Here is a 15,076-nt window from a genome sequence, read left to right as displayed (position 1 = left end):
TGACCGCACTTTACAAATAAAAAGCGAACATCATGTTCGCTTTTTTTATACTGAAAAGAAAACCGCACTTGAAAAATCAAGGTGCGGTTTATTTTATGCCATGTTTAATTAATGTTGTTCGTTAATGTGACCTTCAATGGGTTTCACATTTTCATCGAACTCCGGCAATGGTTTGTGTTCGCTCGCGATGTAAGAATAAATCACAGGCAACACAAATAAGGTAAACAATGTACCAATTGCTAAACCAGCCACGATAACAATACCGATACTGAAACGAGATACCGCACCAGCCCCTGTTGCATAAAGCAACGGTACAAGACCGGCAATCATCGCAGCCGTTGTCATCAGAATTGGACGTAAACGTACTTTAGCCGCTTCAGTAATGGCTTCAATACGTGTTTTACCATGATTTAACTGCTCTTCTTTCGCTACTTCACACATTAAAATACCATGTTTCGTGATAAGACCAACTAAGGTAATCAAACCAACCTGTGAGTAGATATTTAGCGTTGTCCCTGCAATGCCAATAAATCCGAAGGCATTTAAGGCTAACAATGCGCCACTCACTGCTAACGGAACAGAAATCATAATCACAATTGGGTCGCGAATTGATTCAAACTGAATCGCCAAGACTAAGAAAATAATCACTACCGCAAGTAAGAACGTTACAGCAAGTGCATTACCTTCTTGTACTAACTGACGCGCTTCACTTTTAAAGTCATAGTTATAACCTTGCGGTAAGGTATTTTTCGCATTGTCTTGCAACCATTGGATTGCATCACCAATTGAAGTCCCAGGCATCGGTACAGCACTAATCACCGCAGAGTTTAACTGACTGAAACGAGGCAATGTACTTGGTTGCGGTTCCAATGTAGCTGTCACCAAGCTGCTTAATGGCACAGAGGTACCATTTGCCGCAGTGACGTAATACTTATTAAAACTTTCCGGTGATAAACGATTGTCACGTTTTACTTGGGAAATGATTTTATAAGCACGACCGTCAATATCTACACGTTCAATGGTTGCGGCAGATAAGAAACTACCTAAAGTACGGCTGATTTGTTGCATCGTAATACCGTAAGTTCCTGCTTTTTCACGGTCAATCTTAATACGCATTTGAGCAGTATCAAATTTAAGATCGAGATTGGTATAAACAAACTTACTGGATTTCCGCATATCCTCTAAGAATTTACCCGCCACATTTGCTAAATCACCGTAGTCTTGTGATGTGCTGATCACAAAACCAATTGGAGGACCTTGCTCTCCTGTATCAATTTCTGGGAACGCAAAGCCTTGTACAGACACTTCAGGAATGGATTTTGCTTTTTCATTCAACTCATTCATGATAGCTGTTTGGCTTTTTGAGCGTTCTTTCCAATCTTTTAAAGTCACAACGTTTAAAGATTGGTTAGAGCTTGGTGCCCCTGCAATCGTCATCGCAAACTGTACTTCTGGCGTATTGGTTAAAATCTCTTGATAAGGTGTCATCGCATTTTGCACGTAATCTATGTTTACGTTAGAAGGTGCAGAACCGACTGCTATAAATGCCCCTTTATCTTCTGTAGGTGTTAATTCACTTGAAAGTGATTTAAACAACACGGGTAAGGTGGCAAAGATGATTGCCGCAAACATCAACATACATTTACGGTTTACCATCACCAAATCAAGAACATACGCATAAGCCGAATTCACTTTACTAAGGGTATGCTCTACTCGTTGTTCCAATTTACTTGGAGCCTCGTTGGATTTCAGCAATTTACTCGTCATCATTGGTGAAAGCGTTAATGCTACGATACCGGAAATAAATACTGCTCCAGCAAGGGTTAAAGCAAACTCTTTAAACAACGTACCCGTAATACCGCCCATTAACGCCATTGGAGAATATACTGCAATCAAGGCAATGGTCATGGAAATAACCGGAACGGCAATTTCACGCGTACCTATAATCGCCGCACGGAATGGCGTTTCACCTAACTTAATGTGGCGGTCTACGTTTTCCAATACCACAATCGCATCATCCACCACCAAACCGATGGCTAGAATCAATGCTAGCAAAGTCATCAAGTTAATTGAGAAATCAAATGATTGAAGCAACATGATTACCCCAATTAATGAAATCGGAATAGTGATAACCGGGATTAAAATCGCGCGGAATGAACCAATAAACATGGTAATCACCACCAACACGATTATCGTTGCCTCAACAATCGTTTTGATTACTTCATTAATTGAGTTATTAATCGCAATTGTACGGTCATATAAGATGTCAGATTCAATAGCATCCGGTAGATTATTTTTAATACTGTCATATAGCGGACGTACTTTCGCCGCTACCGTTAATGGGTTTGCTGACGAGGTTGGGTTAATCGCTAATACAACAGAATCTGCGCCATTGGCTACCGCACGTGAGCTATCGCTTGATTTATTTAACTCAATATCAGCGATATCGCGTAAACGTACTAACTTATCACCGTTAGACGTCACAATTAAGTTACCTAATTCTTCAACCGATTTTGTCGTGGTTTCTACTTTGTTTTTATAGGTTACAAAATAGCCATTATCATTACCTGCTGCTGTTTGAACGTTATTCGCTGATAATGCGGACATCACTTGTGTGGCAGAAAGGTTTTGAGCCGCCATTTTTTCTGGGTCTAACCAAACACGAAGAGCGTACTCTGATGCACCAAAAATATCTACACTTGCCACCCCTTCTACGGTAAAGAATTGTGGTTTTACTACACGTTGAATATAGTCTGTTACTTGGCTTGCATCGAGTTTGTTAGAACGGAAACTAATATACATAATCCCCGAACCACCGGTTGATGAAGAAATCGTTGGATCTTCAATACCACTTGGCAATTCAGAACGAACCGAGTTAACTTTGGCTAACACGTCTGCCAAGGCCGCATTTGGATCCGTATTTAATTTCATTTTTACGGTGACAGTTGACGTACTTGGGCTAGAGCTTGAAGACATATAGTCTACATTATCTGCTTGCGCTACCGCCTCTTCAATTTTGGAAGTAACAAACGCTTGAATTAAGTTTGCATCCGCCCCTGGATATACTGTGGTCACCGTAATCACCGTCGTGGTCATTTTCGGATATTCGCGCACAGCCAATTTCGAGATCGCTTGTAATCCTAAAATAATGATTAACAAGCTAATCGAAAGCGCCAAAACAGGACGACGAATAAATATATCGGTAAATTTCATTCGCTTTTCCTAATTAAAGATTCGTTTTATTCGCAGGTTGCTCAGTACCTACGCCCACTTTATCTGCAACAGACACTAATGAGCCGTTACTTAAGTTTTGCTGACCGCCAGTCACAATTTTATCGCCCACTTTGACTTCATCGCCTTTTAATTGTGCATAAATGCCTTGACGATCTTTCGTAAACACAGTGATTGATTTTGCACGGTACATATTTGCCGCTTTTTCTGCGCCGCCTAATTTCTCAATATCTTCATCAGAAAGTGCGGTCAAAATATAAAGCGATTCACCATACATGTTGTAGCTCACTGCCACTTGTGGCACAACAATTTGATTATGCTCAGTTGGTAAAGCAACATTTAAGCGAGTAAACATACCGGATAATAATTTTGCACCATCTTCTGTCTCAAATGTTGCTTGAACATCAACTAAACCCGTTGAAGAATTAATTGCTGGCTCAATTGCAGTAACCTTCGCGGCAAAAGTTTCACCTTTACGCGCATCTGCCGTAGCCGTTACTTTTTGACCAATATGCAATTTATCTAATAGGTTTTGAGCAATCGCAAAATCCACTTTCATAGAAGAACGATCTTCCACACGCACAATTTCAGTACCGTTTGAAACATATTGACCAACATTCACTTTCACGATACCGGCTTTACCATCAAATGGTGCCACGATTTGGCGACGCTCAATTGTTGCTTTTAATGACTCAATATTTGCCGCTTGTGCTTCATAAGCTGCTTTTGCATTATCTAATTCTTGACGAGAAACAGCCCCGCTGCCCGCAAGGTTTGCATAACGTTGATAAGTTTGACGCAATGACACCACCTGAGCTTGTGCGGCTTGTAAGCTTGCACGCTCAACTGAGCTATCTAACTCAACTAACAAATCCCCTTTTTTCACGCTCTGTCCATTTTGCACGAGCACTTTAGACACGGTTCCTGCACTTTGAGCGCTTAACATCGCCCCTTGATTCGGACGAACAATACCTGTCGTTTCAATGATTGGCGTCCATTCTGAAGCCTTAACTGTCATTGCAGTCACAGGAGAGGCTGTTTCTGGTTTATTTGCCAAGAAATCAGCAATGCCTTTTGCCTTCATTTGATTAAGGAAAATCATTGCGGCAAAAATTAACACAAATACGCCTAACGCTAATTTCAAAAAGAAAACGTGTGAACGCTTTGGTCTATTAGTTTGAGTTATACTCATTTGGAAAACTCCATTAAGACAATAAAATTACTACTTCTGAATTGCACGCCAAGAGCGTTCAATGACAGATTCTAATACCACATCGGTAACCGCTATACCGAGAAATTTGTTATCTGAGGCTAAAACTATTGCAGTATCTAGACTCAGCAAAAATAACATATGAGGATCTAAATCAGCTAACACATTTGCAGCTTGTCCTTTTATACAAAATCGCTTCCAGCATGAATTCTCCAATGTTTTGAAGATTTCAATAAATTCCGGCAACGATTGATATTGATTCATATTTGACAAAATTGTGGGATTTTCTTGAAGAAAATGCCAAATATTCCACCACATTTTTCTATATTGCTCGAAAAAAGATTGGTTTTCATCAAAACCTTCTTCAATCGATACTACAAACTTATTAAACACTCGATGGGCAAATTTTGCTAATAACTCATCTTTACTCTTAAAATAAAGATAAATCGTACCTGCTGCAATGCCTGCTTCCTTGGCTAACTTATGCATAGAAAGATGATGTAATCCTTCTTTTGCCATAAGCCGATCTGTTGCATCAAAGATCTGCTCACTGACATCAAGCTTCGTTTTAGAGGCTTTTACTTGTCGCATAATAAAAAATTAAATTCTTAGGGTTATATATAAGAAAGGTCATTTAAGATGAATATCAAAAATGAATGAACGTTCATTTTATTGATTTTTCGTTTTTTGGCAAGGGGTAAATATAAAAAAAGTGCGGTTATTTTTAACCGCACTTTTAAATTCTGAATTACATTCCAATCACAACGCAACTCGCCACTGATTTTGCTTTATCTTGTGCTGCTGTTGCGGCATCTCGACTACCAAATGGTCCCACGCGTACACGGTTCCATTCTTCACTAGTTGCAATTTGAGCATTCACACCAGCCATCGCAAGACGACCTTGTAAGCTTTCTGCTTGTGCGCGATTTTTAAATGCACCACATTGTAAACCAAATTTTTTACCACCAGCCTGTACTTGTTGTTCAGCTAGTTTTGGTTCTGCTTTTTTTGGTTGCTCGGTTTTAGCCGGCTCTGTTTTTACAGGTTCTGCTTTCACCACTTCTGCTTTTTTCGGTGGTTCAGGCTTTTTAACTGGCTCAGGCTTTTTCGCTTCTGGTTTTGCTGTTTGCTGAGCTGGCTGGGTTTGAGCTGTCTGTGCTGGTTGAGTTTGCTGTGCTTGAGCCGCGACTTTTTCTGCATTCGCTGCTTCTTGCTCTTTACGTTGAGCTTCTAATTTTTTCGCTTCTTCTGCTGCCTTTTGATCTTTTTCCATTTGAATAAGCACTTGACGCTGTTCTTCCGTCAAACGCATATTTTTTTCAACAGAAGAAGGATTATTATCCACCGGCACCGTACGAGTTTCTAATTCTTTAATATAGTGCCACACTTCTTCTGGGCGATTTGGTAGTACACTTTTTGGTTGCGGTTTTTCCGGTTGAACCGTTGTTGTCACGACAGGTTCAGGCGTTTTACTTTTTAAGAAGTAAAGCCCTAAACCAAAACCTAATACCGCCACCAACGCAAGACCAATTAAGGTATTACGATTAAAACGTTTCTTTGCTTTCTTTTTATTATTTTTTGAGCCGCTTCGACCGGCAAAATCTCGATGAGCCACGATAAAATCCTAAAATATTCGATAAATTAAACTTAGAGTATAAAAAACGCTTAATTCTACTGAAAAACTGTGCATTTTTCTAGGGAATTTTTGCTAACTCAAATCCAATGGATCCACGTCTAAAATTAACCGCACTTGAGAAGACTTTATCAGCTCTGGCGAATATCGACTTAATGCCGCCTGTAATTGTTTCCGAGAAGCGTGCTGTAATAGCAACTGCCAACGATATTGCCCCGCTTTTTTGCTGAACGGTGCAGGAATCGGCCCCAACACTTGCAACCCTTCTATTTTTTGTTCATAGAAGAAAGAGGCTAATTGCGACAATGCATTTTCCGCCTCTTCAGAATGACGACATTGTGCTTTAAACAACGCTTGGAAACTAAACGGAGGCAAGCCCATATTATGGCGTAGCTTCAAGGTTTCTTCTGCAAAGGCTTGATAGCCCTTTTCAAGCAAGGTAGTTAATAAAGGATGATCCGGATAATGTGTCTGCAAAACCACTTCACCCTGTTTTTCGGCTCTGCCTGAGCGCCCTGCAACTTGTACATAAAGCTGCGCTAAACGTTCTTCGGCTCTGAAATCAAGGGAAAATAAGGCATTATCTACATTCACTAAAGCAACCAAAGTGACATTAGGAAAATGGTGTCCTTTGGCTAACATTTGGGTGCCAATTAAAATCTGACTTTTACCTTGCTGAATATCCTCTAAATAACCTTCAAGCTTGCCTTTTCGTGCTGTGCTATCACGATCGATTCGAGCAATATTATATTGCGGGAAACGTGCTTTTAGGGTTTCCTCCAGTTGTTCAGTGCCTAACCCCGTTGTGACTAAATGCGTTGAACCACAATGACCACATTGCATCGGCACTGTTTTTTGTGCGCCACAATGATGGCAGCGTAAAACACACTGATGTTGGTGATAAGTATAAGGTTTTTCGCAATGATGACATTCATCAATCCAGCCACATTCATGACATAACAACACAGGCGCAAATCCACGTCGATTAAGGAATAACAATACTTGGTTGCCTTTTTCTAAGTGTTCTTGCATACGTTTCAATAGCGGCTCGGATAAGCCGTTTTGAATTCGTTGATGTTTTAAATCAATCACAAACTGGCGAAGTGCGGTCGCATTTCCAGCCCTTTTTGATAGCACCAAATGATGATATTTACCATTTTGTACGTTATTTACACTTTCTAAACTTGGTGTGGCAGAACCTAATAAGATAGGAATATTGAGTTTTTGCGCTAAAACAATACCTAAATCTCTCGCATGATAACGCCAACCATCTTGCTGTTTAAACGAGCCGTCATGTTCCTCATCTAAAATGATTAAGCCAAGATCTGAAAACTGGGTGAAAAGCGCCGATCTCGTGCCAATTACGATTGCACTCTGTCCTGTTCTTGCTCGCTCCCAAACATTTAAGCGCTGTGTATCATTCAAGTTGGAATGCAATACATCAATTTCTACATTGAAGCGAGCTTCGAACCGTCTCACGGTCTGAGGGGTAAGCCCAATTTCAGGAACAAGCACTAAAACCTGTTTGCCTTTCTTTAAGACTTCTTCAATGTATTGTAGGTAAATTTCAGTTTTACCTGAACCAGTCACGCCCTCTAACAACCACACATTAAAGCCTTCTTGGAAAAGCAACTGGCTAAATGCAAGGGCTTGTTGCTTGTTTAAGGTCAATCGATTATCAAGATTAACTAAAGAATTATCCCCTAAAGCTTGCTGCCAACTTTTTTGTTCAGTAGGCACAATAATCTCTTCCACATAATCTTTGCCTTTAAGGGCTGACCAAATTGCGGAACTGATCTCATTATTACCTTTTTCTAGATCTTGCGTTAGCAATAAATTTAAGGCTTCAATTTGTTTTTTGGCACGTTTTAATTCGCCTGATTCAAACGCTTGTTTTCCAAGCTCTGTTATATGCCAAAAAGTGCGGTCATTTTTAACCGCACTTTCTCCATTACGAAGTTTTACTGGCAACGCTTGAAACAACACATCGCCTAATGCTGCACGATAATAATTAGCCGACCAAGCTAACCAATCCCAAGTTGTGGAATTAAAAAGTGATTCAGCATCAAGCACATCAATAATCGGTTTTAACTTTTCTTTTGCTACATCCGAAGAAGCGGGCAAATCCACCACGATCCCTACTCGTTTTTGCGAACCAAAAGGTACCAACACTCGTCCACCAACGATTGGTGTCAAGTCAGGTGAATAGAGATAATCAAAAAATCGGGGGAGCGGTACGGCTAATGAAACTCGGACAATATTCATAACAAAAAACAATTAAAAATTTTCGCTATTATACGGGAATTAGGTGGAAAAATCCCACAACCTTGCCTTTTAGTGTATAATCGCCGCCAATTTTAATTGAGCGAATAAAAACCATGACAGAAGAGCAAAAAACCTTTGCTGATCAAAAACGTAAAACCGTTGAAACGGCTGAATTTACAGAAGATGGTCGTTATAAACGTAAAGTTCGTAGCTTTGTGTTGCGAACAGGTCGCTTAAGTGATTTTCAAAAAAATATGATGAACGATCACTGGGCTGATCTTGGATTAGATTATCAAAACGCCCCTTTTGATTTTACCGCGATTTATGGCAATACGAATCCCATTATATTAGAAATTGGCTTCGGGATGGGGAAATCTTTAGTGGATATGGCTAAAGCGAATCCTGATAAAAATTATCTCGGTATTGAAGTGCACACACCTGGTGTGGGTGCCTGTATTGCTTATGCGGTAGAAAAAGGCGTGAAAAACCTTCGCGTGATTTGTCATGATGCCACTGAAATTTTACGTGATTGTGTGAAAGACGGTGAATTGGGCGGTTTACAGCTTTTCTTCCCAGACCCTTGGCACAAAGCGAAACATCATAAACGCCGCATTGTTCAACCGCACTTTGTGGAGCAAGTCGTCAAAAAATTACAACCCAATGGCTTTATTCATATGGCAACGGACTGGGAAAACTATGCGGAACAAATGCTCGAAGTGCTTTCAGCCAATGAAAATTTAGTCAATACTGCCGAACAAGATTATATTCCACGTCCTGATTTCCGCCCTCTTACAAAATTTGAGGCGCGCGGTCATCGCTTAGGTCACGGCGTGTGGGATTTATACTTTAAGAAAAAATAATCATCGAGATGATGACTATACCCATTACCTTAACATAGGAGAACATTGAAAATGAAAACTCGTAATCAACGTCAACGTAAAAAACTTCACTTAGCTGAATTCCAAGAATTAGGCTTTTTAGTGAATTGGCAATTTGCTGAAGGAACCAGCATCGAAACTATCGATGAAACCGTTGATCGTTTTATTGCTGAAGTGATTCAACCAAACGGCTTAGCTTATGAAGGTAGCGGCTATTTACATTGGGAAGGCTTAGTTTGCTTAGAAAAAATTGGCAAATGTGATGAAAGCCATCGCCAATTAGTACAAAAATGGTTAGAAGAGAATAAATTGCAACAAATCGAAATCAGTGAATTATTCGATATTTGGTGGGATTACCCAACAAAAAACGCATAATATTTTAAGCATACTTCAGGGCGGATTATCCGCCCTATTTAATAATCATTTTCACTTATATTTTAACAATTTATTTACATCCCTAATTTCCTTTCAAAATATCCTTGATCTACCTCAAGAAAAGTGTATATTTCTTAAAAATTACTCCTTTTAGGTAGTTACTATTTTGTTATCGGAGCTAGATAATGCTCCCCTTGAAAATACCGAACTTTAAAGAAAAATATGGCGATTGAGAACCCTTCTCGCAGACAGTTATTACGTGGGCAGTTTTTGCAATCGTTACATTCTGAAAGCGCTAAAATTCAAGGTATTAATGCTATACGTCCACCTTGGTCAATTAACGAAGCAGACTTTACGGATAAATGTACCCGCTGTGGTGATTGCATACTGGTATGTGAAACCCAAATTATTGTAAAAGGTGATGGTGGCTTTCCTGAAATACAATTTGACAAGGGCGAATGCACGTTCTGCCAAAAATGTGTTTTAGTCTGTGAACAACCGATTTTTCGTTCATTAGAAGAAGAACCTTGGACACATAAAGTTGAGATTACAACGCAATGTCTAACAGAAAATCGGGTGGAATGTCGAAGTTGCCAAGACAGTTGTCCGATGAACGCCATCCGTTTTCGATTACAACTTGGTGGTGTAGCAAAACCAATGTTAGATTTAGCAAGCTGTAATGGGTGTGGCGCTTGTTTAAGTGTTTGCCCGACAAAAGCAATAAAAATTATTAATTTTGAAACAAATACAGATGAATCAATTTAGCGAAAATGAAAACTGGTATGTATGCAGTATTGTTGTGCAAGCCAGACCAGAAAAACTTAACCAAGTCAAAGAAGCCATTTTAGCGATTCCAACGGCTGAAATTCATGGCGAGAAGTCTGATGAAGGCAAATTGGTGGTCACTCTTGAAAGTAATCGTCAATTAGCGTTAGCAGATCTTATGGATGAAATTAAAGATATCCCAGGAGTAATTGTCGTTTCTTTAATTTCGAATTACTTAGATGAAAAATAAATAATTTAGGTATACATGCCATTTTGTATATTCTAAAAAATTCAACAACGAGTGGGGAAAACTATGGAACTTAATCGTAGAGATTTTATGAAAGCCAATGCTGCGCTTGCAGCAGCAGCGGCTGCCGGTATGACCATCCCTGTTAAACAGGTTGATGCGGCAGAAGATATGGGCATCAAATGGGATAAAGCGCCATGTCGTTTCTGTGGTACAGGATGTAGCGTATTGGTAGGAACCAAAGATGGTCGAGTTGTCGCAACTCAAGGTGACCCAGATGCAGAGGTAAACCGTGGTTTAAACTGTATCAAAGGTTACTTCCTTTCTAAAATCATGTACGGTGCAGACCGTGTACAAACTCCGTTATTACGTATGAAAGATGGTAAATTCCATAAAGAAGGTGACTTTACACCTGTTTCTTGGGATCAAGCTTTCACTATCATGGCGGAAAAAATCAAAGACATCTTGAAGAAAAAAGAACCAAATGCTGTTGGGATGTTCTCTTCCGGTCAAACAACCATCTACGAAGGTTACGCAAAAGTAAAACTTTGGAAAGCTGGTTTCCGTTCTAATACTATCGACCCGAATGCTCGTCACTGTATGGCGTCTGCAGCGGTTGCGTTTATGCGTACATTCGGTATGGATGAACCAATGGGTTGCTATAACGATATCGAGAAAACCGATGCATTTGTGCTTTGGGGTTCAAACATGGCGGAAATGCACCCAATTTTATGGTCTCGTATTTCTGACCGTCGTCTTTCTTCTGATAATGTGAAAGTGGTGGTTATGTCAACATTCGAACACCGTTCGTTTGAATTAGCTGATGTGCCTATCGTGTTTAATCCACATTCAGACCTTGCAATCCTTAACTACATCGCAAACTACATTATCCAAAACGATAAAGTAAACTGGGACTTCGTTAATAAACACACTAAATTCAAACGTGGTGAAACCGATATTGGTTATGGTTTACGCCCAGAACACCCACTTGAAGTTGCAGCGAAAAACCGTAAAACCGCAGGTAAAATGCACGATTCTGACTTCGAAGAATTCAAGAAAATCGTTGCACCTTATACATTAGATGAAGCACACCGTATTTCTGGTGTACCAAAAGATCAGCTTGAAACCCTCGCGAAAATGTACGCGGATCCAGAACAGAACTTAGTTTCTTACTGGACAATGGGCTCTAACCAACACACTCGTGGTGTATGGGTTAACCACATGACCTATAACGTACACTTATTAACCGGTAAAATTTCTAAACCAGGTTGTGGTCCGTTCTCATTAACTGGTCAACCTTCAGCTTGTGGTACCGCACGTGAAGTAGGTACTTTCGTTCACCGTTTACCAGCAGACATGGTGGTAACCAATCCGAAACACGTTGAAATTACAGAGAAAAAATGGAAATTACCAAAAGGTACCATTCCAACTGTACCTGGATACGCAGCTGTACAACAAAGCCGTGCATTAAAAGATGGTAAATTAAACTTCTTATGGCAACTTTGTACCAACAACATGCAAGGTGGTCCAAACATTAACGACGAAATTTTCCCTGGTTGGCGTAACCCTGAAAACTTCATCGTTGTTTCAGACCCTTACCCATCCGTTTCTGCAGTTGCAGCAGACCTAATTCTCCCTACTTGTATGTGGGTAGAAAAAGAAGGGGGCTATGGTAACGCAGAACGTCGTACCCAATTATGGCGTCAACAAGTGAAAGGTCCTGGTGAGTCTCGTTCTGACTTATGGCAAATTGTGGAATTCTCTAAATACTTCAAAACAGATGAAGTATGGGGCGAAGAATTATTAGCTCAAATGCCAGAATATCGTGGTAAGACTTTATATGAAGTACTTTACGAGAATGGTGAAGTAAACAAATATAAAGTACCAACGGATGTTCCAGGATACATCAATGATGAAGCAGATCACTTTGGTTACTACCTACAAAAAGGCTTATTCGAAGAATACGCAAGCTTTGGTCGTGGTCATGGCCATGACTTAGCACCATTTGATACTTACCACCAAGTACGTGGTTTACGTTGGCCGGTTGTTGACGGTAAAGAAACCTTATGGCGTTACCGTGAAGGCTTTGACCCGTACGTTAAAGCAGGCGAAGATGTTGCGTTCTACGGTTATCCGGATAAAAAAGCAATTATCTTAGGTGTGCCTTATGAAGACCCGGCAGAATCACCAGATGAAGAATATCCATTATGGTTATGTACTGGTCGTGTACTTGAACACTGGCATACCGGTACCATGACTCGTCGTGTACCTGAACTACACCGTGCGTTCCCGAATAACTTAGTTTGGATGCACCCAGCGGATGCGAAAAAATATGGCTTACGTCATGGGGATAAAGTGAAATTAATTACACGTCGTGGTGAAATGGTTTCTTACTTAGATACCCGTGGTCGTAACAAATGTCCTCAGGGCTTAATTTACACCACCTTCTTTGATGCTGGTCAGCTTGCTAACAAATTAACATTGGATGCAACCGATCCAATTTCAGGCGAAACCGACTTCAAAAAATGTGCGGTTAAAGTGGAAAAAGCGTAGGATTTTCCTTTCGTTTCTAGTCGCTCCTCTCTTTAATGAGAAGGGAATTTAAAATAAGAGCGGTCAAATTTTGCAGCATTTTTACAAAATCGGGCCGCTTATAAAAGGAAACGCAGATGAGACTTGATCCTAACCGTCGTCAGTTTTTAAAAAATGTGACAAGAACGGCTGCCGGAGTATGTGGGGTTGGTATTATTCTTGGCTTACAGCAACAACAAGCTAAAGCTAAAGAAGGAATCGCCTTGCGTCCACCTGGCGCTTTACCGGAAAAGGATTTCTTGGCAGCTTGTACCCGTTGCGGACAATGCGTCCAAGCCTGTCCATATGATATGTTGCATTTAGCTTCGCTGATTTCACCAATGGAGGCTGGCACACCTTATTTTATCGCTCGGGATAAACCTTGCGAAATGTGTCCGGATATTCCATGCATGAATGCTTGTCCAAGTGGTGCATTAAGTAAAGAACTCAAAGATATCAATGATGCGAGAATGGGGTTAGCAGTATTGCTAGACCATGAAACTTGTCTTAACTGGCAGGGGTTGCGTTGTGATGTGTGTTACCGCGTTTGTCCATTAGTAGATAAAGCGATTACACTTGAACGTATCCACAATGATCGTACGGGAATTCATGCAAAGCTTATTCCAACTGTTCACTCTGATGCTTGCACCGGATGCGGTAAATGCGAACAAGCTTGTGTATTAGAAGAAGCGGCAATTAAAGTCTTGCCGATGGATATCGCCAAAGGACTACTCGGTCGCCACTATCGCTTAGGCTGGAAAGAAAAACAAAACGCCGGAAAATCCTTAATTGAGGAGCAACATCCAGATGGCTTACGTCCAGCAATGGATGCTCGTATGCCGGAAGGCTCACATGAGCCGGTTTATCAGCCAATGCAAGTTCAACCGAACCAAAAAGTTGCAACACCAAACCGTGCAACAATGGATTATGTACCAAATCCAACAACAGTTCCGGAAGCAGAGCAATTCCCAAATCTGGACTTAAACATTAAGGGGGTTAAATAATGGCTGAAAAATATACCCCGAATAAGCCTAAAGATGCAGGCTTAGAAGCTCGCCAAAAACTCGGTTGGTGGCATGCTTATCGCTTTTTAATTCTACGTCGAATCAGTCAATTAAGTATTATTTTAATGTTCTTAAGCGGTCCGATTTGGCAAGTTTGGATTCTAAAAGGCAATTACAGCTCAAGCATGCTTTTGGATACTGTGCCATTGACAGATCCATTGATTACCGCTGAAAGTTTAGCGACAGGTTATTTACCTGAAATTACAACGATTATTGGCGCCTTGGTTATTGTTATATTCTACGCTATCGTTGCGAGTAAAGCCTTTTGTAGTTGGGTTTGTCCAATGAACATTGTGACTGATGCAGCTGCTTGGTTACGTAGAAAATTAGGTATTCGACAATCATTAAAAATTTCACGTCAACTTCGCTATGTGATTTTAGCCGTGATTTTAGTTGGTAGTGCAATAACGGGGACGCTTTTATGGGAGTGGATAAACCCTGTTGCGGCACTTGGACGTATCTTTGTCTTTGGAACAGGTGCAACCCTTTGGTTGGTCACAGTCATCTTTTTATTTGACTTACTTGTTGCTGAGCATGGCTGGTGTGGTCACCTTTGTCCAATTGGTGCGATATATGGAGTCATTGGTGCTAAAAGCCTGATTAAAATTAATGTAGTCGATCGCGATCGCTGTGACCGTTGTATGGACTGTTATAATGTTTGCCCAGAACCGCAAGTATTAAGACTTCCTTTACACGGTGGACCGGAAGATAGCCAAATTATATTGGCAAAAGATTGTATTACTTGTGGACGCTGTATTGATGTCTGCGCAGAAAATGTATTTACATTTGGCTCTCGCTTTGAGAAACAAATAAAAATTAAAAATATTTAATTATTTA

The 15,076-nt window shown here is 40.4% G+C and carries 12 protein-coding genes; 7 read left to right on the top strand and 5 right to left on the bottom strand.

Annotated features, from left to right (window positions below; all coding sequences use genetic code 11):
* Positions 1-108: 108 nt before the first annotated feature.
* The 5 genes from HMPREF2750_RS05710 to priA form a co-directional block, all read right to left on the bottom strand.
* Positions 109-3,213, bottom strand: coding sequence for a multidrug efflux RND transporter permease subunit AcrB (locus HMPREF2750_RS05710; RefSeq protein ID WP_070583013.1), 3,105 nt, complete (start codon positions 3,211-3,213; stop codon positions 109-111).
* 13 nt (positions 3,214-3,226) lie between these two features.
* Positions 3,227-4,423: a multidrug efflux RND transporter periplasmic adaptor subunit AcrA gene (locus HMPREF2750_RS05705; RefSeq protein WP_070583012.1), complete on the bottom strand. Its 1,197-nt coding sequence runs from the start codon at positions 4,421-4,423 to the stop codon at positions 3,227-3,229.
* Positions 4,424-4,453: 30 nt separating this feature from the next.
* A complete protein-coding gene (locus tag HMPREF2750_RS05700) occupies positions 4,454-5,032 on the bottom strand; it encodes a TetR/AcrR family transcriptional regulator (protein ID WP_070583011.1) in 579 nt (192 codons plus the stop codon).
* A 157-nt stretch (positions 5,033-5,189) separates the two neighbouring features.
* Positions 5,190-6,056, bottom strand: a complete 867-nt coding sequence (gene ftsN, locus HMPREF2750_RS05695) for a cell division protein FtsN (RefSeq protein WP_070583010.1) — start codon at positions 6,054-6,056, stop codon at positions 5,190-5,192.
* Positions 6,057-6,149: 93 nt separating this feature from the next.
* Positions 6,150-8,339 (bottom strand): primosomal protein N', encoded by a 2,190-nt coding sequence (gene priA, locus HMPREF2750_RS05690; RefSeq protein WP_070583009.1) that lies wholly within the window; start codon positions 8,337-8,339, stop codon positions 6,150-6,152.
* 113 nt (positions 8,340-8,452) lie between these two features.
* Here priA and trmB point away from each other — a divergent pair, with 113 nt between their 5' ends.
* From trmB to napH, 7 genes are all read left to right on the top strand, one after another.
* Positions 8,453-9,199, top strand: a complete 747-nt coding sequence (trmB, locus tag HMPREF2750_RS05685) for a tRNA (guanosine(46)-N7)-methyltransferase TrmB (protein WP_049384762.1) — start codon at positions 8,453-8,455, stop codon at positions 9,197-9,199.
* A gap of 51 nt (positions 9,200-9,250) precedes the next feature.
* Positions 9,251-9,592 (top strand): YggL family protein, encoded by a 342-nt coding sequence (locus HMPREF2750_RS05680; RefSeq protein WP_005696799.1) that lies wholly within the window; start codon positions 9,251-9,253, stop codon positions 9,590-9,592.
* A 222-nt stretch (positions 9,593-9,814) separates the two neighbouring features.
* Positions 9,815-10,357: a ferredoxin-type protein NapF gene (napF, locus tag HMPREF2750_RS05675; RefSeq protein ID WP_005696800.1), complete on the top strand. Its 543-nt coding sequence runs from the start codon at positions 9,815-9,817 to the stop codon at positions 10,355-10,357.
* Positions 10,344-10,607 (top strand): chaperone NapD, encoded by a 264-nt coding sequence (locus HMPREF2750_RS05670; protein WP_005696801.1) that lies wholly within the window; start codon positions 10,344-10,346, stop codon positions 10,605-10,607. The genes napF and HMPREF2750_RS05670 overlap by 14 nt, the downstream gene beginning before the upstream one ends.
* A 63-nt stretch (positions 10,608-10,670) precedes the next feature.
* Positions 10,671-13,157: a nitrate reductase catalytic subunit NapA gene (gene napA / locus HMPREF2750_RS05665; RefSeq protein ID WP_070583008.1), complete on the top strand. Its 2,487-nt coding sequence runs from the start codon at positions 10,671-10,673 to the stop codon at positions 13,155-13,157.
* 116 nt (positions 13,158-13,273) lie between these two features.
* Entirely contained in the window at positions 13,274-14,179 is a 906-nt protein-coding gene (gene napG, locus HMPREF2750_RS05660; protein WP_049384758.1) for a ferredoxin-type protein NapG, read from the top strand.
* A complete protein-coding gene (gene napH, locus HMPREF2750_RS05655) occupies positions 14,179-15,069 on the top strand; it encodes a quinol dehydrogenase ferredoxin subunit NapH (protein ID WP_070583007.1) in 891 nt (296 codons plus the stop codon). Before napG ends, napH begins: the two co-directional genes overlap by 1 nt.
* The last annotated feature ends 7 nt before the right edge of the window (positions 15,070-15,076 follow it).

The sequence above is a fragment of the Haemophilus sp. HMSC066D02 genome (genome assembly GCF_001810545.1).
Lineage (GTDB): Bacteria > Pseudomonadota > Gammaproteobacteria > Enterobacterales > Pasteurellaceae > Haemophilus_D.
Note: the sequence above shows the minus strand (reverse complement) of the source record. Positions and strands in the feature narration are given on the sequence as shown.

What these genes read in the sequence shown, in the direction of transcription:
- HMPREF2750_RS05710 (WP_070583013.1), bottom strand. Translation starts at nt 3,213, where the DNA reads ATGAAATTTACCGATATATTTATTCGTCGTCCTGTTTTGGCGCTTTCG.
- HMPREF2750_RS05705 (WP_070583012.1), bottom strand. Translation starts at nt 4,423, where the DNA reads ATGAGTATAACTCAAACTAATAGACCAAAGCGTTCACACGTTTTCTTT.
- HMPREF2750_RS05700 (WP_070583011.1), bottom strand. Translation starts at nt 5,032, where the DNA reads ATGCGACAAGTAAAAGCCTCTAAAACGAAGCTTGATGTCAGTGAGCAG.
- priA (WP_070583009.1), bottom strand. Translation starts at nt 8,339, where the DNA reads ATGAATATTGTCCGAGTTTCATTAGCCGTACCGCTCCCCCGATTTTTT.
- trmB (WP_049384762.1), top strand. Translation starts at nt 8,453, where the DNA reads ATGACAGAAGAGCAAAAAACCTTTGCTGATCAAAAACGTAAAACCGTT.
- HMPREF2750_RS05680 (WP_005696799.1), top strand. Translation starts at nt 9,251, where the DNA reads ATGAAAACTCGTAATCAACGTCAACGTAAAAAACTTCACTTAGCTGAA.
- napF (WP_005696800.1), top strand. Translation starts at nt 9,815, where the DNA reads ATGGCGATTGAGAACCCTTCTCGCAGACAGTTATTACGTGGGCAGTTT.
- HMPREF2750_RS05670 (WP_005696801.1), top strand. Translation starts at nt 10,344, where the DNA reads ATGAATCAATTTAGCGAAAATGAAAACTGGTATGTATGCAGTATTGTT.
- napA (WP_070583008.1), top strand. Translation starts at nt 10,671, where the DNA reads ATGGAACTTAATCGTAGAGATTTTATGAAAGCCAATGCTGCGCTTGCA.
- napG (WP_049384758.1), top strand. Translation starts at nt 13,274, where the DNA reads ATGAGACTTGATCCTAACCGTCGTCAGTTTTTAAAAAATGTGACAAGA.
- napH (WP_070583007.1), top strand. Translation starts at nt 14,179, where the DNA reads ATGGCTGAAAAATATACCCCGAATAAGCCTAAAGATGCAGGCTTAGAA.